Annotated in this window: 17 protein-coding genes; 1 reads left to right on the forward strand and 16 read right to left on the reverse strand. The window is 39.6% G+C overall.

What is annotated here, in order from left to right:
- Positions 1 to 307: 307 nt before the first annotated feature.
- The 8 genes from CSV64_RS10445 to CSV64_RS10480 form a co-directional block, all read right to left on the reverse strand.
- Positions 308 to 805, reverse strand: a complete 498-nt coding sequence (locus tag CSV64_RS10445) for a P-loop nucleotide/nucleoside kinase family protein (protein WP_099634488.1) — start codon at positions 803 to 805, stop codon at positions 308 to 310.
- An 85-nt stretch (positions 806 to 890) separates the two neighbouring features.
- Entirely contained in the window at positions 891 to 1,376 is a 486-nt protein-coding gene (locus CSV64_RS10450; protein ID WP_099634487.1) for a hypothetical protein, read from the reverse strand.
- A gap of 81 nt (positions 1,377 to 1,457) precedes the next feature.
- Positions 1,458 to 1,985 carry a GNAT family N-acetyltransferase gene (locus tag CSV64_RS10455; protein WP_099634486.1) on the reverse strand — a complete coding sequence of 176 codons (528 nt, stop codon included), beginning with the start codon at positions 1,983 to 1,985 and terminating at the stop codon, positions 1,458 to 1,460.
- Between the two features lie 146 nt (positions 1,986 to 2,131).
- Positions 2,132 to 2,482, reverse strand: coding sequence for a Fe3+-siderophore ABC transporter permease (locus tag CSV64_RS10460; RefSeq protein ID WP_099634485.1), 351 nt, complete (start codon positions 2,480 to 2,482; stop codon positions 2,132 to 2,134).
- 675 nt (positions 2,483 to 3,157) lie between these two features.
- A complete protein-coding gene (locus tag CSV64_RS16665; protein ID WP_158233033.1) occupies positions 3,158 to 3,322 on the reverse strand; it encodes a hypothetical protein in 165 nt (54 codons plus the stop codon).
- A gap of 401 nt (positions 3,323 to 3,723) precedes the next feature.
- The gene (locus CSV64_RS10470; RefSeq protein WP_099634483.1) at positions 3,724 to 4,200 is read right to left on the reverse strand and encodes a YxiG family protein; all 477 of its coding nucleotides are present in this window, start codon (positions 4,198 to 4,200) and stop codon (positions 3,724 to 3,726) included.
- Positions 4,201 to 4,422: 222 nt separating this feature from the next.
- Positions 4,423 to 4,806, reverse strand: a complete 384-nt coding sequence (locus CSV64_RS10475) for a VOC family protein (protein ID WP_099634482.1) — start codon at positions 4,804 to 4,806, stop codon at positions 4,423 to 4,425.
- 295 nt (positions 4,807 to 5,101) lie between these two features.
- On the reverse strand, positions 5,102 to 5,611 hold the full coding sequence (locus tag CSV64_RS10480) for a MepB family protein (RefSeq protein WP_099634481.1): 510 nt from the start codon (positions 5,609 to 5,611) through the stop codon (positions 5,102 to 5,104).
- 357 nt (positions 5,612 to 5,968) lie between these two features.
- Between CSV64_RS10480 and CSV64_RS10485 the strand changes: the two genes are divergently transcribed.
- Complete coding sequence (locus CSV64_RS10485; protein ID WP_099634480.1) at positions 5,969 to 6,940, forward strand: siderophore ABC transporter substrate-binding protein; 972 nt, start codon at positions 5,969 to 5,971, stop codon at positions 6,938 to 6,940.
- Between the two features lie 147 nt (positions 6,941 to 7,087).
- Here the strand turns inward: CSV64_RS10485 and CSV64_RS10490 are convergent, their stop codons facing one another.
- The 8 genes from CSV64_RS10490 to CSV64_RS10525 all read right to left on the reverse strand — a co-directional run bounded on the left by CSV64_RS10490 (position 7,088) and on the right by CSV64_RS10525 (position 15,434).
- The gene (locus CSV64_RS10490) at positions 7,088 to 7,390 is read right to left on the reverse strand and encodes a TIGR04104 family putative zinc finger protein (protein WP_099634479.1); all 303 of its coding nucleotides are present in this window, start codon (positions 7,388 to 7,390) and stop codon (positions 7,088 to 7,090) included.
- Positions 7,391 to 7,460: 70 nt separating this feature from the next.
- Positions 7,461 to 8,021, reverse strand: coding sequence for a class I SAM-dependent methyltransferase (locus tag CSV64_RS10495; RefSeq protein ID WP_099634478.1), 561 nt, complete (start codon positions 8,019 to 8,021; stop codon positions 7,461 to 7,463).
- 159 nt (positions 8,022 to 8,180) lie between these two features.
- On the reverse strand, positions 8,181 to 10,403 hold the full coding sequence (locus CSV64_RS10500) for a transglutaminase TgpA family protein (RefSeq protein WP_099634477.1): 2,223 nt from the start codon (positions 10,401 to 10,403) through the stop codon (positions 8,181 to 8,183).
- Positions 10,400 to 11,446: a DUF58 domain-containing protein gene (locus CSV64_RS10505; protein ID WP_099634476.1), complete on the reverse strand. Its 1,047-nt coding sequence runs from the start codon at positions 11,444 to 11,446 to the stop codon at positions 10,400 to 10,402. Before CSV64_RS10505 ends, CSV64_RS10500 begins: the two co-directional genes overlap by 4 nt.
- A gap of 11 nt (positions 11,447 to 11,457) precedes the next feature.
- Positions 11,458 to 12,402, reverse strand: coding sequence for an AAA family ATPase (locus tag CSV64_RS10510; protein WP_099634475.1), 945 nt, complete (start codon positions 12,400 to 12,402; stop codon positions 11,458 to 11,460).
- A 3-nt stretch (positions 12,403 to 12,405) separates the two neighbouring features.
- The gene (locus CSV64_RS10515) at positions 12,406 to 14,037 is read right to left on the reverse strand and encodes an ABC transporter ATP-binding protein (RefSeq protein ID WP_099634474.1); all 1,632 of its coding nucleotides are present in this window, start codon (positions 14,035 to 14,037) and stop codon (positions 12,406 to 12,408) included.
- Entirely contained in the window at positions 14,010 to 14,879 is an 870-nt protein-coding gene (locus CSV64_RS10520) for an energy-coupling factor transporter transmembrane component T (RefSeq protein WP_099634473.1), read from the reverse strand. The genes CSV64_RS10515 and CSV64_RS10520 overlap by 28 nt, the downstream gene beginning before the upstream one ends.
- A complete protein-coding gene (locus tag CSV64_RS10525) occupies positions 14,880 to 15,434 on the reverse strand; it encodes a DUF4430 domain-containing protein (RefSeq protein WP_099634472.1) in 555 nt (184 codons plus the stop codon). It abuts the gene before it with no gap.
- Positions 15,435 to 15,437: the final 3 nt, after the last annotated feature.

Consider the following 15,437-nt stretch of genomic DNA (forward strand, 5'->3'; position numbering starts at 1 on the left):
TTTACACCACCCCATCGGGTAGGCTTTCGTCAGCCAAACTTGTTACGGTAAATTCTCACGCCTATGTAGCCGATCTTATAACACACTTTTCCTTACTAATCAGCGTGCTACTCGACGCAGGGGAAGCCTTTCAGAGCGTTACCTCCTCATTCGACTTCTCGATATAATCCTTCAGTTTTAGAAAACTTTAAACTGCCTAACCTTTACCGAAATTGTGTGACCACATTTCATTTGAGTTAGGAACATTTCGCACCAACAATCGCGCCCTATTGTTTAAGTGTGCCGCAATGTCGCGTTGAACGTCTTGTTATTCTTTTCCACTAAACTCTAAAATATTTAAACCCTCGGAGGCTTCTGGTGCTTCAAAAAAGTTAGTAACATGAGTAAACACCGCTTCCGTATCAAAATCTGCTCTTTCGGGTTGTTCTTTACGCCTTTGTGCAATTTGACGTAAGCATTGCTCGTTAGTTAGATTAAGGAAAATTAGTTGATGATTTGCATTGACATCTAACACCATATCCAAAAACCATTCACGCTGCTTTTGAGTGTTAGCTGGGAAATCCATCACTACATCTGTACCGACACTTAATATATTTTGGACATGCTTTCCCACCAATGGCTTGATCTGTGCTGAAAATTTTAGATAGTCCTCAAATGATTCGATTTGATTGGGATAAAAAGATGAAAGCCATTCATCCTCAGATAATAGTACGGCATGTTTATCTGATGCCATTTGTTTTGATTTAGTTGATTTTCCTGCACCCATTTTCCCACAGAAAAAATATAGCGTCCCCAATTGTTTCATATTCTTTCAACCTCCAAGTTTATCTTAGTAATTGTTGCTCTATCTTGTAAAACATGTTTTTTAACAAAATGGCCCGTTTGATGAATTATTTGGTTGAAAGCTCTTCTAAAGTTGACGTCGATATTGTTTGCTCTTTTTCTTCTCCGTTTACGCTATAATGAATTTCCATCTGCCTATTGTCATTTTTATTTACGTTGTTTAATTTCACTTTCAGAATAAGAGTTCCTTCGTCTTTTATCTCATATCCTTTGATATTTTGTTCTACACCTATAGCATATTCAATATCTTCGGGATAAACTCCAACAGGTTTATTTGGACGTCCACCATAAAACTTGTAAGAAATACCCTCTGTATCTTGTATCTCTGCATCGCCAACCACTATCTTAATGGAGTCAATAACGGCAGGTTGGCTTCCAGACCATTCAAAAGGTAAGACCAAAGAGTAGGTGCTACCTGAAGGGAAAACGTTAGTAGACATAGCGCCAACTGTGAACTTGCCTTCGTCTTTATCCGAACAACCACTAAACACAATTAATATACAAATTGATAGAACAACAATAATCTTTTTCAATGCAACCCTTCCTCGTCTAAGTTAGCATTAATGACCCAAGGGCGATCTTTTAATCATGTTATAGCGCCCTATTCTAAAAGATTACTTCTTAAGGAGAGAGTAAACATATGTATCATATGGTTTTCCATCTTGGTACATATAGTCTCTTAAAATCCCCTCTTTTTGGAACCCTGCTTTTTCCAATAATTTATTCGATGCTTCATTATCAATAAATACAACGGCACCTATACGAGTTAAACCCATAACATCAAAGCCATATGAAAGAACTTTAGATACAGCCTCTGAAGTATATCCTTTTCTCCACTGTTCTGGATGAATTTCGTAACCAATTTCAGCTCGTTTATGTTTTGGAGACCAAACATTGAAGCCAATTGTTCCAATTATGCCTGTGGTTCCTTTTCGCTCAATGCCCCATCGTATACCTTTTTTTTCACCATAGTTTTTTGAGAAGAAATCTACAATTTTTTCTGCTTCCTCAATACTCTTTAATTTTTCTTGTCCGTAAAAACGTGTTACCTCATTATTAGAAAAACAAGCGAAAATACCTTCTGCATCTTCATTTGTTAATTCTCGTAATACTAATCTGTCCGTCTCTAATGTAGGAAACATTGACTCCCTCCCTTTATTTAACACTTGAAAATGGTGTTTAAATTCAATAACAATTAGTTCAAATTACTACAAATTCACCAATCCCCAAATACCAGAAATTGGCCCGAATGAGGCACTAAGCTTATGCCGTTAATGCGCCCGATTGCTTAAATCAAATAACTATAAGCTATAAAACCTGCAAACCCTAAGAGTGCAAGTGCTGCACTTGTCATAGGACTTGTATTTCCTTTTTTCCAACTTATAACGCACGTTGCAAACCAACTACCAAGCAACAATATGACTCCTATATGTTGAATTACTTTCGTTGCTAAAAAAATGCCAGTAAGCAACAGTAATGCCCCTAAAATCGGGACTCCTAAGCCAAGATAACCAGAAGGACGCTTTAATTCAGTTCTAATTTTAACTTGATCTTCCTTATCCATTCTTAAGTACATATTTGTAAAAATGACTATTGGTATAATCCATATCAGAATTATTAAAACCTGAATAAATATCATATTTTTCACATCCTTGTTGATTTTCAATCTGGCCCGTTTGAGGCACTAAGCTTATGCAGTTAATTAATACCGAATAATTCAATACGGTTTATTTATCTCTATTCATTTGAAAGGCTGTTATGATGCCCGAGAACATCAACAAACCTCCTCCGAAGTGCATTATTTTATTACCTGTGTCGCCCAAACTATTAATCGTCAACGAAAGCATAAAACCCCCAATTGCCACCGTGAAAATTATTAACATCTTTTTCCACATGGTAAATCAACCCCTAATATTTACGTCATTTTGCTACAAAATGGCCCGCTTGAAGAAAAGGTAATACTTTACATAACATAAACTAATCACTTCTCTTTTTGTACTCATGAGGTTTACTTGCCCAATCTACAAACGTAGACACTAACGTAACCCCAATAGTTAAGATTGTATTCTCAAGCCATTGAATTCCTGAAGTAGAAAACCACTTCCAGAGCGTTATCAGCACAAAAAATATTAAGGCGAACTTAAAGCTTTTTTCACCAAAAGACCACCTCATATTGACTCCGCTATTTTAATTTCCAACAAATGGACCGATTGTTGAAATCTATTGTATCTTAATCTACCTCTATTCTTTATATTATTCCAGATGATAATACCATAAAAAGTAAGTGTGTTTTTTTCTGATCTTTTCTCTTTTCTTAAAACTTATTAAGTAGCCAAAAAACCAGTGTAAAAAACAACATTAAACTTATTTCTTTTATACCTACATCTGGATTAAGAATAAGTGTATAAATAGAGATAAGCCCGAAAAAAGTAAGTGTGGTATTCAATAAGTTTTTATTCGTAGACTCTTTTTCATTCATTCCAAGCACTCCTTTATATATTTTTTTCTAAATAAATTTTTCAGAAAAAAATGTAAGTACTTTTCCCTCATTCTAACTTTTATACTCCTCGATATTTACAGCCCTTTTAGTAAATTCAACAAACTCTTCTGGAGATAATTAACGCAATTTTTTATCGTACTTCCAAACTTACCAGAGGGAACGGAGCAAATGCGTATAGATATTTTCATCTTTTTCTCTAAATCCGTTCAAATCGCTTTTTTCGTACTTTTTGGCCCTACTACTGAATAGAGTGCAGATTTCCTATACAAGAATCGCATTCGCTTGTTTAAGTCAAATAGATGAAAGTTGATTTTATGAACCTAACATAGTTACCTTGTGTTAGCAGGGTAATTTAAAAATATTATATTAAACTTTCTAATTTAATGTGGACTTTTAATAGTTTCTTCCTCTACGATTAAATCCCGATACACTTTTTCGTTAATCATTAAAGAATTCGCTTCAATAAAAAAACAATCTTTATTATTAACTTGGAAATAGAAATTAGTTGAAGAACTTATAGATTCAATTTCTGGTAATTCAGGTTCTAGGCTCTTAATATTTATTTTTCCAAATCCATTAGGATGATAACTAATTTCTGAAAGTAAAAAAGGATCATTTTCTTTATAGTTATTTAATCTATATGTTTCTATTTCAGCGTCTTGATAAATAAACAGTGACATAACTTGTTGAAATTTAATAAATGTTTTTAAAATCTCTTGATTACTAACACTTACTAAATTTAAAACAATGGTTTCTTCTAAGTATTTAACTTGTATGTCATGAATAATCCAAAATTCAGCATTGTCGGCAAATAAATTTCTTATTTCTTGAGATACTAAGTCATTATTATTTTTCATTTATCTCACCTTTTAATCATCTCTTGTTTTATCTAAAGTAGAATAAATTTTATTACGTTCTAGTTTTTCATTATAGTTATTTCTTCACTTTATTTCACTTTTACTTCCAATACATTTTCCAGAAGTTATAAAACCTCTTCTTTCACTAGGTCTATCCAATTGCCAAGTAATTCTATTGAAGTGATTTCAAGAGCCTTCTGTTATGCGACGTGGTACTAGAAGTTATTTACTCTTTTCCATAACTGCAAAATAATTTTGTTCGCTATCGGCAAAATTGAATACTTTTCCGGAAGGCATAGTTACAATTTCTCCGACTGTGATATTTTTAGTTGACAGTGTGCTGTGCAACTTATCGAGATCCTCCGAGAAAAACATTAATGAAGGTGTGCCAAGATTCATATCTGGCTGCATTTCAGAAATCATTCTCTTGTTGTGAAGTATAATGCTTGTTTCGGCTTCCTTAGTTGGTGCTATTTCAATCCATCTCATTCCTTGACCATTGTCTTCACCTGAAATTACAATAAACCCTACTTTTTCAATCCAAAAATTCACTGCTTCATCTTGATTGTTAACATACAACATAACTTGACCGATTTTATTAATCATTTTTTTCTCCCCTTATCAATAATTTGTCGCTTATATCTATTGTTGGATTTAATTTGATATTTATACAATCTGTTGGCCCTATTACTAAAAGAGCATAAATCTCTCATGATACAATCACATCTGGTAAAGGACTACTCATCGGAAAACATCGATAAATGATGTAGCAGGATGCGTCACTATGGCTAGTCAACCACAACGCAACTGCAAAGAAGGACTCCCTAGGCACTAGATCTTGAAATAACTTTGAATAACGCCGGAATTATACGCTTGACGACAAGCACTCGATTGTAGTGAATTAAGAAGAATACAGTTCCATTAGTTTGTCCTCAGTTCCTGTGTGTACGTTCCGCATATCAATAAAATACGGTAGCTGCCATTGCTGTGTGTTCATCGCTTGTTTACTGGTGGGACTATCCCAGCTTGGATACACTCTTATTGCCATTTTCCCTTTTGTTGAACTGGATCTAAGCATATTCTGTTCGAACATAACTTCTTTCGGGAAAATAAATTGTCCAAATTCATGTGCACTTTTAAATGTAGTGATCACGAACAAATCAGGTGCTTCCTCATATGAATACGGCTGATTTTTATTGTTTTCATCCTTTTCCCAAAACGCAACAAACTGCCCTACTTTACTAGGTGTTATATTTGCCACCCTGAATCGAACTGTTCTAGAAGATATTTGAAATGTACCAGCTCCATACTTAGCATTTTGCTTTTCTTCATGCACAGAATCTACAAGTAAATTATTTGGTTTATACATGATTTGATTGATATAGTCTAATGCGTTATTAAAATCTTTCATTGTCTTGCTCCTTGAATTCATTATAGATTCCATTATTATAATGATAAATTATAATATCCTCTATTGGACTTAGTCTCTAATTCATGTATGCTACTATTTCTCATGGACTTCCACTTGAAGATGATAGTCATTATCATTTGTTTATTGTATACTAAATGTAGCCTTTTCCTTATTATTTGCTAGTAATAATTCGTTACTACACGTTCTGGTAAGGATGGACTCCATTTTACAAAGAAAGGAAGAGCTGATAAAATTATATACTTGTTTTGTAATAAATAATAGGTATTCCATACATATTAAGATTTACTTTTGGAGCAGTAGTCATTTCAAAATTTTATACAAAGAGAGGTAATTGTCATGAAAAAGTGGTCATTATTTGTATTCATATTTGCCTGTATGCTAGTCATCTCCGCATGCGGATCGAAGGAAACGGATACACAAGCGGACGAATCGTCTAGCACTAATAAAGAAGGTACGGAATCGACTGAAATAAAAATTAAGCATGACCTCGATGAGCAAGAAGTTGTTTTGACTAAAGTGCCTGAAAAAATTGTTGTACTAGATTTTGGCGTTTTAGATACGTTAGATTCGCTGGGTGTTGAAGTTGCAGGCGTTCCACAAAATGCCGTACCTGAGTATCTAAAAAAATATGCTGGATCTGAGTATACGAATGTAGGAAGTTTAGTGGAACCAGACTTTGAGGCAATTGATGGAATGAAACCAGACCTTATTATTATTGGGGATCGTCAAGCCGAAATGTATGACGAATTTACAGATATTGCTCCAACTGTTTATATGAGCGTAGATTTCACGAACTATATGGATTCTCTTACACATAATATGGAAACTATCGCAAATATATTTGATAAAGAAGAGCAAATTGAACAAGAGCTAACCGAAATAAATGAAAAAGTTGATGCCCTTAAAGAGAAAACAAAGGATCTAGATGCGAAAACGTTGATTGTCATGGTGAATGAAGGAAAAATAAGCGCTTATGGACCAGGATCGCGTTACGGCGGAGTCATCCATGATGTAGCGGGCTATAAAGCCGTGGATGAGAATATTGAAAAAGCCAAATTTGGTCAATCCATTAACTTTGAATATATAACAGAAAAAAATCCAGACATTATTTTTGTTGTGGATCGTAGCGCAGTGTTAAATACCGCTCATGATAGCACAAAGGAAATGTTTGAAAATGAACTAGTAAAAAGAACAAACGCTTATAAAAATGACCATATAATTTATCTAGATACCGAAGCCTGGTTCTATGGCGGCGGTTTGCAATCATCGAAAACGATGATTGAAGATACAAATGCCTATTGGAATTAAAAGAATCGTATTCCCTAATTTCATTTCACTAAATATAACCTAAAGAAAAACCATCTAAAGCTGTCGGGGTCTCTCCGTTTGCGTTGGATGGTTTTTTCTATGTAATCAAGTGAATAGCAGCCGAACCTGGTGCTTTATACAATCTCACTATTCCCCTATGTATTTCTCTTGGCTACTTAACTTCACTAAAAACGGATATAGAATGATAACCAAAATGAATAAAGTGGGAAATAAGCTAAGTATGATAGCTTCTGGCAGATCAAAAAGCATTTGAATGATCAGTGGAAACAAAACAATTGGAGTGACTATAGCCACCTTCCCTTTGGACTTTTGCGTTTGAAACTGTTTTTCGCCGCAGTATGGACAAATCATGGCAGGGTTCAATGTGGTCGTCTTTTTGATTGTTTGTTTCCAACTCCATTGATTATTACATTTTTCACACGTAGGCATTCTATTACCTCCTGTTTTCCAAATGGCTCGATTGCGTGAAATAAGCAATCGAGCTAGTTCATATAGTAATTTATTTCCTACTAGTGGCTATAAACATTGATGCATCTTGATTCGCAAAAAGCTGTTCTCCATGATAGAACGTCTTACATGTACTAGACGTAAATCCAACCCCGGATAATGTGTTTTTTAATTCCTTATGTGAAAAGCCACTATGAATTTTCGGATGATTGACTCTTTCATTTTTGTCAAAATCAACAATAATTAGCTGGCCATCATCGGGTAAAATACTAAACAACTTCTGCAAAATTAATGTAGTATCGGGAATATGAAGTAGCACTAGTGATACTAACACAATGTCTGCCTTAAGTTCGGGCATCTCTTCAGTGAAATCTGAATACAAGACTTCGCAGTTCGTAATGCCTCTTGCACTAATCTTATCTTCAGCATCCTGTAACGCTTGTTTTGAAGAGTCCACGAGCACTATAGAATCTACTAAGTCCGTGAGTTCTAAACTAACTAAACCAGAACCACTCCCATAGTCCACTAACTTTTTTGATTCACTACCTCGTAATAGTGGTCTTACTTCATCTACAATTGCGTTAACTAATTCCATTCGTTTTTCTGTTTCCATACTTCACTCTCCTGTATCATTTAACGTACTACTCGATGGCAAATTGGGTTATTTTATGGAACAAACATTACTCTACTATTCATACGTTTAGCGTGTGTGAAAGGATTCGTTTTGCGGTTTCCAGGTACTAAAAAAGCACCGCCGAAAGCGGTGCTTTTTTCATTGGTGACGCACAATAAACCGTAATCTCTTAATCCCTTTTTCCGATTTCTTCACAGCGCTATGAACATGCGCAAATAATGTTTCGATCTTCGCGCGTTCTGCATCCGTCACGCCATGCGGACTATATTTAGCTTTTTGATAAATTTTCAATCCTTCCTCCGCCTCTTGGCGAAGTTTTGGATCGATATTGCCAACTGCTTCAGGTATCGTTTCGAATGAAGGGAGCTTCGCAACGATTTGTTCTTTCTCTAACATTTGCACCATGTACTGTACATGATGAATGACAGCCAAACGGTGATCTTTCACCCCGAGTTTTTGCTGACGTTTTCTTTTTCTTACGTAGTACAGCACGAACAGGATTAATAGAACAATCAATATAATGATATTCAACCAGAACCATACAGTAGTGTTTGGATTCACTTGCTTGGAATCCTCCGGCTTATCTTGATCTTCCTGCACTTGTGTCGGATCATTCAGTTCAGGTTCGACCGTGCTTCCGCCGGTTGCGTCTGGTGAATCCGATCCGTCTAGAGCTGGATAGTCTTTTTTATTGATCTCCGGCATTTTCTCAGCGTAACCTGGTGTCACTTCAATCGGCACCCAGCCAACCATGTCGACGTAGATTTCTGTCCACGCATGGGCGTTTTTCTCACTGACATTGATTTCACTAAAAGACTGTAAATCTTTCACATCATCCAGCCCAACGATATAGCCTTCTGCATAACGTGCGGGCGTGCCGAGCATTCTAAATGCCAACGTAGCAACTGTCGCATAGTGAACGGAATAGCCTTCTTTTGATTCTTCCAAAATCCCCGTTAGGAAATCCTGATCTTTTATGGGATTGGCATTTTCGTTATAACTTATTGTCTGTGCCAAAAAGTTTTCTACTTCCTGAATCGTTTTCTCATACGGTAAACGTGTTTCTGAATCAAGTATGTTATCGTCCATATGATTGCGCAAGACATTTAAACTATCTTGCGGCACAGCGAGGTATTCGTTGTAGACATATTGATTGTAATGACTTTCACGACGTAAATAGTCGGTATCTTTTGTCGTGTACAACGCATTCGCGATTTGTGGATAATCGGTATACGGTGTCAGCATATAGTTCATTTCCACTGTCCGTCTGCCGAAAATACCTGTCGCGTGGAGCGCATCAGCTTGTTTAGAACGGACAAGATTGGCATCTAGCCCAGCCAACTCATACGGTGCATAAATATATTGACTGGATGCACCGACGTTTTGAATAACAAGTTTCGCTTCTTCATACTGTTCTGGCAAACTACTTTCCGCTGCCAAGCTCAGTTGTTTCGCTCCAGTGAAATCCTCTTTCTGTAACGCTTCAAGCAGAGACTTCTGTTCCATATACGCATCCCCATCGATCTCCTTCCAGCCGCTTGGCGTGTAAGTTGACCCGACGAATCCTTTTAAATACAGAGGACTTGGATTTTCCATTGCGACTTTTAGCGCAGTATGATCATTCGGTGTAAACGTAGAAAGTCGCTGGAAGTTGCCAGCCGTTAGAACTGGCTCTTCATCTTTATAATAACGCCACTTCTCCCCTTGATAACGTACTATGTCTTCGATTTTCGAACTGCCTGTAAACTCTTCATCACCGTTTGGACTGATCGCCGTGTAGACGAACATGAGCACGACGAGTGAAATGGGTACGATTGCCATCCGTTTCCACCAGCGTACTGTTAGTTGGTTCATATACAACAATGTCACAATTAGCAATGCGAAAAATAGAATATCGAGAAGCAATGATGGCGATGTGCCAAGTATTAATTGTATCAACCAAATCACGAGTGCTAGCGCAACAGGAATCCAGCGTTTTTGATTCGCTACGGCGTAATACACCGCACTGCCGATGAGCAACGCGATTTGACCGAGGATCATGCCGTTTAGCCATGACGTCGTTTCATTGATGGATAATAGATCTATATATATATGCTTTTGTTCCGCAAGCGTGATCAACAATGCGTTGATCGTTCGTTTGACGTCATCTATGTACATGGATAGGAAAATCAAACTGAACACAACGCTCGCAATCAAGACAATATCGCCGCCACGCTGTTTCCACTGTATACGCGCGACCATCCATAGTAAGACGAGAACGAGCGCAGGTACGATACTCACCTCTGGAAACAGCATCGCACGGATTACGAGGAAAGCCGCTACGAGGACACTATACGCAACTACTCCATCTAGCCATTTCATACAGTCGATCCCTCCTTCTGATCCGAGATGACGACGGTCTGATATTCGGTACTACGCGCGATATTCGTCGTCAATACGATACAGTTTGGATACGTTCGTCTGAGCTTTTTCCACTGTTCATCCGATATCGAAACTTGCGCGACACTTCTCGTCAATACTTCTTTTATGGCGTTCGCTGCATCCCATTCATTGTCGATCGTCAATTGCTCACCCGTCGCATGATTTAAAATGAATTGCACTTCGTGATCGCTTGCGACGTAGGAATAGAGCAATGCGGAAAATGTCTCGATGAATTCGTCATAAAGTGCTACGCGATTCGTAAACGACGTGAAGTCGAGCGTCATCATGACCGCATCTCCTGTCAACGTTTCATGCTGTTTGACGAATAGCTCATCCCCCTTACTCGATAATTTCCAATGAATGCGTTTAACCGAGTCACCGAGTTTATATACCGACAACTCCGCCAGCTCTTCCCCATCTATTTTCTTCATCGGAATTATACCCGGTGTCTGCAAGACATGCTGATTTTGCTCGATGTGCTGAAGTTTTAAGAAATAAGGATTCGGCACAATCAACATCGTAGACTGGGTATCTAGTTTCTGCACGGAACGGAAAAACGTAAAACTGTCTTTGATCGTCAGTTGTTTAATTCGTATATTCACTTGTCCCATATATTTCTGCGGCAGAACAAACGTAAATTCTTCCGCACTTTTCGCCGGGATAGACAGGACGTGATGGTGACTCTCTTGTCTACCAGTGAATAGATGTTCGATGACGAGATGTAGTTGTAGTTGCGTAACAGGCAAACGGCTCGTATTTTGTACGCGCAGTTGATAGCTCATCTGTTCACTTTTATAGATTTCATTTGCCGTGATAATCTCGCACTCGATTTTCCCTTTAACGAGATAGACGCTCAACACGAGCCACAGCCAGACAATAAGCGAACCGACTGCGAATAATAGAGCGAAATGCGTCGTCGTGAAGATGAAAAATGCGAGCGTAAATAGCAGCCACACGACGCTAATGAGGAAAGTCCCTATCATACGATCAGCCCTTACAATGTCGCAAGCATTGCTTGGTCGGGCGTGGCAACACTTTGCAGTAATTTTTCGAGTAGCATATCCTGCTCTTGTTCTGCACCGGGGACGCTTGACATGACAATGCGGTGTCGGCTCGTTGGCAACCACACGGCATGGACATCTTCCGGAATAACGTAATCACGCTGTTGTAAGAAGGCATGTGCTTTCGCCATCTGGCAAAGAGCGAGAGCGCCACGCGGGCTGATTCCTTGATGAATCGATGGGTGATTTCTCGTTTTTTCGGTTAGTGCTGTAACGTAGCGCAGAATCTCCTCATGAATGAACAAATTCTGTACTTGCTGCTGTAGCGCAAGCAATTCATTTTTCGTAATGACTTGTGTAAGTGAAGATAGCGGGTCTGCTTGCTGACGGTTTTTCAACATCTCCACTTGGTCTTCAAAATCCGGATACCCTACACTCAATTTCGTCATGAAACGGTCAATTTGCGCGGTTGGTAGCGGCTGCGTACCGATTGTGCCATATGGGTTTTGCGTCGCGATTACGTGAAACGGTGCTGGTAGCGGATAGGTCACGCCGTCCACTGTCACTTGTTTCTCTTGCATCGCTTCAAGTAATGCTGCTTGCGTTCTTGAAGATGTGCGATTGATTTCATCACCAAGCAATAAGTTGCACATAACCGCGCCTTCTTTAAAGACGAATTCGTTTTTCTCTTTGTCGTACATCGTGAATCCGATGACGTCAGACGCTACGACGTCCGGTGTGAACTGGATACGATTCGAATCGAGACCGACGACCCGGCTGAATGCTTTCGCAAGTGTCGTTTTCCCGACTCCCGGTAAATCTTCTAGCAGTACATGTCCTCCAGCTAAGAACGTCATCCATACTTTTTGTATGACGTCGTCTTTCCCGTTAATTACTTTTTTCATTTCATGAAGTACTTGTGTTGATGGATTACTCATTTTTTAGTTCCTCCTGTTGTTCAAGTTCACAGCCGAAACGATGTCTTCCGCTGTGATGGCATATGGAAATAATCCGCGTGCGATCTTGCTGGCCGCGGTTGTGTAAAAGCGGTTTGACGTGAAAAACGTTTTCGGATGATTGATCGCGATGAGTGATTTATCAAACAGCATGCCGACGCGTGTAGAGACTTCTGCGGCAAATTCAATATCATGTGTCACGATAATCGTCGTGATATTCTGTTTTTGAAGCGTTCGGATCAACTGCATCACTTCTTGTTTCGACATGAAGTCCATTCCTTTTGTCGGCTCATCCAGCAATAAAATATCCGGTTTATGCAGCAATAATTTCGCAAGTGCAGCTTTCTGCTGTTCTCCTCCACTTAAGTCAAATGGATTTCTCTTTGATAAATGTTCGATATGTAACTGTTTCATCATACTTATTACTGTCGATTCCCTCTGTTCTTTCGGCAATTTTTGCACAGGGACCGCGTGGATTAACTCTTCTTTCAATGTCGAGTGCATGAATAACGCTTGTGGGTTTTGCGGCAATAAGATGATATTCCCTTTCCACTTACTAGTTGCGACGTCATCTATCCATACTTTACCTGCATACGGCTTATGCAGTCCGGCGAGTAACCTTAGTAACGAAGACTTACCAACTCCATTGCCACCGACGATCGTGAAGATTTCGCCGCGATGGACGGTGAACGTTAATCCCGCGAGTAGATCATCACTCCTGCGATTGTATCGGAAATACAACTCTTTTACGGTGATAAGAGGTGGATGCTTTTTTCTCATCGGCTCCGTCGGTAGAACGGTCGGTGGATAGTGCCGAATGAAATCAATTCCGTCGCGCACCGTGATCGGCGTCTCATCACGGAAACCAAGCTTATAATAAACACGCATCGCTGTCGTAAGTGCATCGAGCATCGGATGTTCAAGCAAAAAAATGCCGATTGCTTTAGGCGTCGTGTCATATATAAGCGAGCCGTTTTCCATAAACAACACTCGATCGCACATCGGTAATAACTCTTCTAGCCGATGTTCTACAATTAAAATCGTCATGCCGAGTTCACGATTGATTTTCTCAAGATGTGTCAAGAACTCGGAAGCCGCAATGGGATCAAGCTGCGAGGTCGGTTCATCAAGCAATAAAATATCTGGCTCCATCGCCAGCACTGCTGCGAGATTGACGAGTTGTTTCTGCCCACCTGACAAGTCACTAATACTATCGTGTAGCCAGTTTTGAATACCGAAGAAACTGGCCACTTCGGCGACTTTTGTCTGCATATCTTCCGTCGATACGCCCATATTCTCAAGACCAAATGCTAACTCCTGCCATACTTTTTCCATGACCATTTGTTCATCTGGATTTTGCATCATGTAGCCAATCGAAGTCGCCGTAGTCGACGTAGGCAGGTCATCGATTTTTTCACCGTTGAAATACACCGTGCCACTGAGTTTACCGCTCGGCCGCATTTCCCGCTTCAACATTTTCAATAACGTAGACTTTCCTGAACCAGTAGGTCCGAAAAGTGTCACGAATTCTCCACGCTTAATCCAAAAAGACACGTCTTGCAACACATGCTGATCTTCGTAACGGAAGTTCAGATTTTCGATTGTAAGTATCGCCATTTGACACTCTCCTTCGCTTCATAGATAAACGGATAGAACATAAGCAAGCCGATGATGACGTAATGCCCTGCGCCTAGTGTCTGTTCACTGATTTCGGGATAATACTGCGTCTGGTGTTGCGAGAAGTACCCGATATAGTAGAGAAGAAATAACACGAGTCCAATCGTCAACATGCCATCCCGTTTCGTGAACCGCATCACTCTATACTGTGTTCTCGCTTTCGTCATGCCATAGCCTCGCGCCTTCATGACATCCGGCTTCACGAAAACAAACTCCGCCGTCTGAACGAGCGTTTGGCGCCACAGTGCAAACGCGCGACGAAACTTCTCCACTCTGCTGTTTACTTTGTAAAGACCTATTCCGCGTTGTGCCATTTGCTTTTCATGCCATTTCGTTTTAAATAATGGGATGAAACGCCATAGCATGGAAACGAGAATGCCGAGGTTAGCGGACACTCGTGTCAGTACAGCAAGCACTTTATTCGTCGTAAATATCTCGAAATAACTCTTCGTCCAAAAACACGTGGCGACAATAGCACCTGCTAGAACGAGTCCTTTCGTCACCGCTTCAAGCGTTACCGCGTGGTCATTGAGGAAAAATAATGGGGTGAAACCGTTATGTACATACGATGGATAGGTTGTGGCAATTAGTAGAAAGACGAAAAAGTAATAGACTACGTCTTTACTTGCTGTCCGCATTCCGTGCAGCATGAAGAAGTACAGAATGCCGCCGATCAAAGCAAGCGCCACGATGATCGGATGAAACGAGCTGAACATCGTGACGAGAACGACTGTAACGTAAACAAGTAGCAATATAGGGTGAAAGTTTGAGAATGCGCTCATCTAGTTTCCTACTTTCTTTGATTGTCGTATATAGCCATCTAGATCTCTACCTAAATCACACGTGTAATGGAACTCCACTTCATCGCCGTCTCGCAGCTCGTATTGACTAACGCCACGGCTAGGGAATTCGCCGTTTACTTTGTACATCCAGCCACTTAACGGACCGCAATTGAACTCATATAAATAATTAATGCCTTGGATGTAAATACTGTTATAAATATTGTAGTCGGCTCCTTGGTACTCCATCGGAATGCGATGATGACGTGTCGCGCGGTCGAGTAAATCAAATGCGGTATCGCCACTGCGCAGTACGTACTCCGTTTTTTTAAGGATCTCGCCGTCTGGTTCAACATATTTCTCAAGACCCGGTTTCAACTTATCCATTGAATCAAGAACGGTGTCACTGCGTATTTCAAGCGTCACCGTCTCCGAGTCTTCCGTAATTTCGTCGATATGGGTCAAGTAATACTCTTCTACCGATTGAATCTTCGTTCCCGTGACGAGCCACCCGACGATAAAGAGGACGAATGCGACAACTAATAGATCTTTCTTCATTAT

Origin of the sequence: Sporosarcina sp. P32b (assembly GCF_002743335.1) — a bacterium.
Classification (GTDB): Bacteria; Bacillota; Bacilli; order Bacillales_A; family Planococcaceae; genus Sporosarcina.

Excerpts from the sequence above, each read along its gene's own strand:
- CSV64_RS10445 (WP_099634488.1), bottom strand. The coding sequence starts at position 805 with ATGAAACAATTGGGGACGCTATATTTTTTCTGTGGGAAAATGGGTGCA.
- CSV64_RS10455 (WP_099634486.1), bottom strand. The coding sequence starts at position 1,985 with ATGTTTCCTACATTAGAGACGGACAGATTAGTATTACGAGAATTAACA.
- CSV64_RS10460 (WP_099634485.1), bottom strand. The coding sequence starts at position 2,482 with ATGATATTTATTCAGGTTTTAATAATTCTGATATGGATTATACCAATA.
- CSV64_RS16665 (WP_158233033.1), bottom strand. The coding sequence starts at position 3,322 with ATGAATGAAAAAGAGTCTACGAATAAAAACTTATTGAATACCACACTT.
- CSV64_RS10470 (WP_099634483.1), bottom strand. The coding sequence starts at position 4,200 with ATGAAAAATAATAATGACTTAGTATCTCAAGAAATAAGAAATTTATTT.
- CSV64_RS10475 (WP_099634482.1), bottom strand. The coding sequence starts at position 4,806 with ATGATTAATAAAATCGGTCAAGTTATGTTGTATGTTAACAATCAAGAT.
- CSV64_RS10480 (WP_099634481.1), bottom strand. The coding sequence starts at position 5,611 with ATGAAAGATTTTAATAACGCATTAGACTATATCAATCAAATCATGTAT.
- CSV64_RS10485 (WP_099634480.1), top strand. The coding sequence starts at position 5,969 with ATGAAAAAGTGGTCATTATTTGTATTCATATTTGCCTGTATGCTAGTC.
- CSV64_RS10490 (WP_099634479.1), bottom strand. The coding sequence starts at position 7,390 with ATGCCTACGTGTGAAAAATGTAATAATCAATGGAGTTGGAAACAAACA.
- CSV64_RS10495 (WP_099634478.1), bottom strand. The coding sequence starts at position 8,021 with ATGGAAACAGAAAAACGAATGGAATTAGTTAACGCAATTGTAGATGAA.
- CSV64_RS10500 (WP_099634477.1), bottom strand. The coding sequence starts at position 10,403 with ATGAAATGGCTAGATGGAGTAGTTGCGTATAGTGTCCTCGTAGCGGCT.
- CSV64_RS10505 (WP_099634476.1), bottom strand. The coding sequence starts at position 11,446 with ATGATAGGGACTTTCCTCATTAGCGTCGTGTGGCTGCTATTTACGCTC.
- CSV64_RS10510 (WP_099634475.1), bottom strand. The coding sequence starts at position 12,402 with ATGAGTAATCCATCAACACAAGTACTTCATGAAATGAAAAAAGTAATT.
- CSV64_RS10515 (WP_099634474.1), bottom strand. The coding sequence starts at position 14,037 with ATGGCGATACTTACAATCGAAAATCTGAACTTCCGTTACGAAGATCAG.
- CSV64_RS10520 (WP_099634473.1), bottom strand. The coding sequence starts at position 14,879 with ATGAGCGCATTCTCAAACTTTCACCCTATATTGCTACTTGTTTACGTT.
- CSV64_RS10525 (WP_099634472.1), bottom strand. The coding sequence starts at position 15,434 with ATGAAGAAAGATCTATTAGTTGTCGCATTCGTCCTCTTTATCGTCGGG.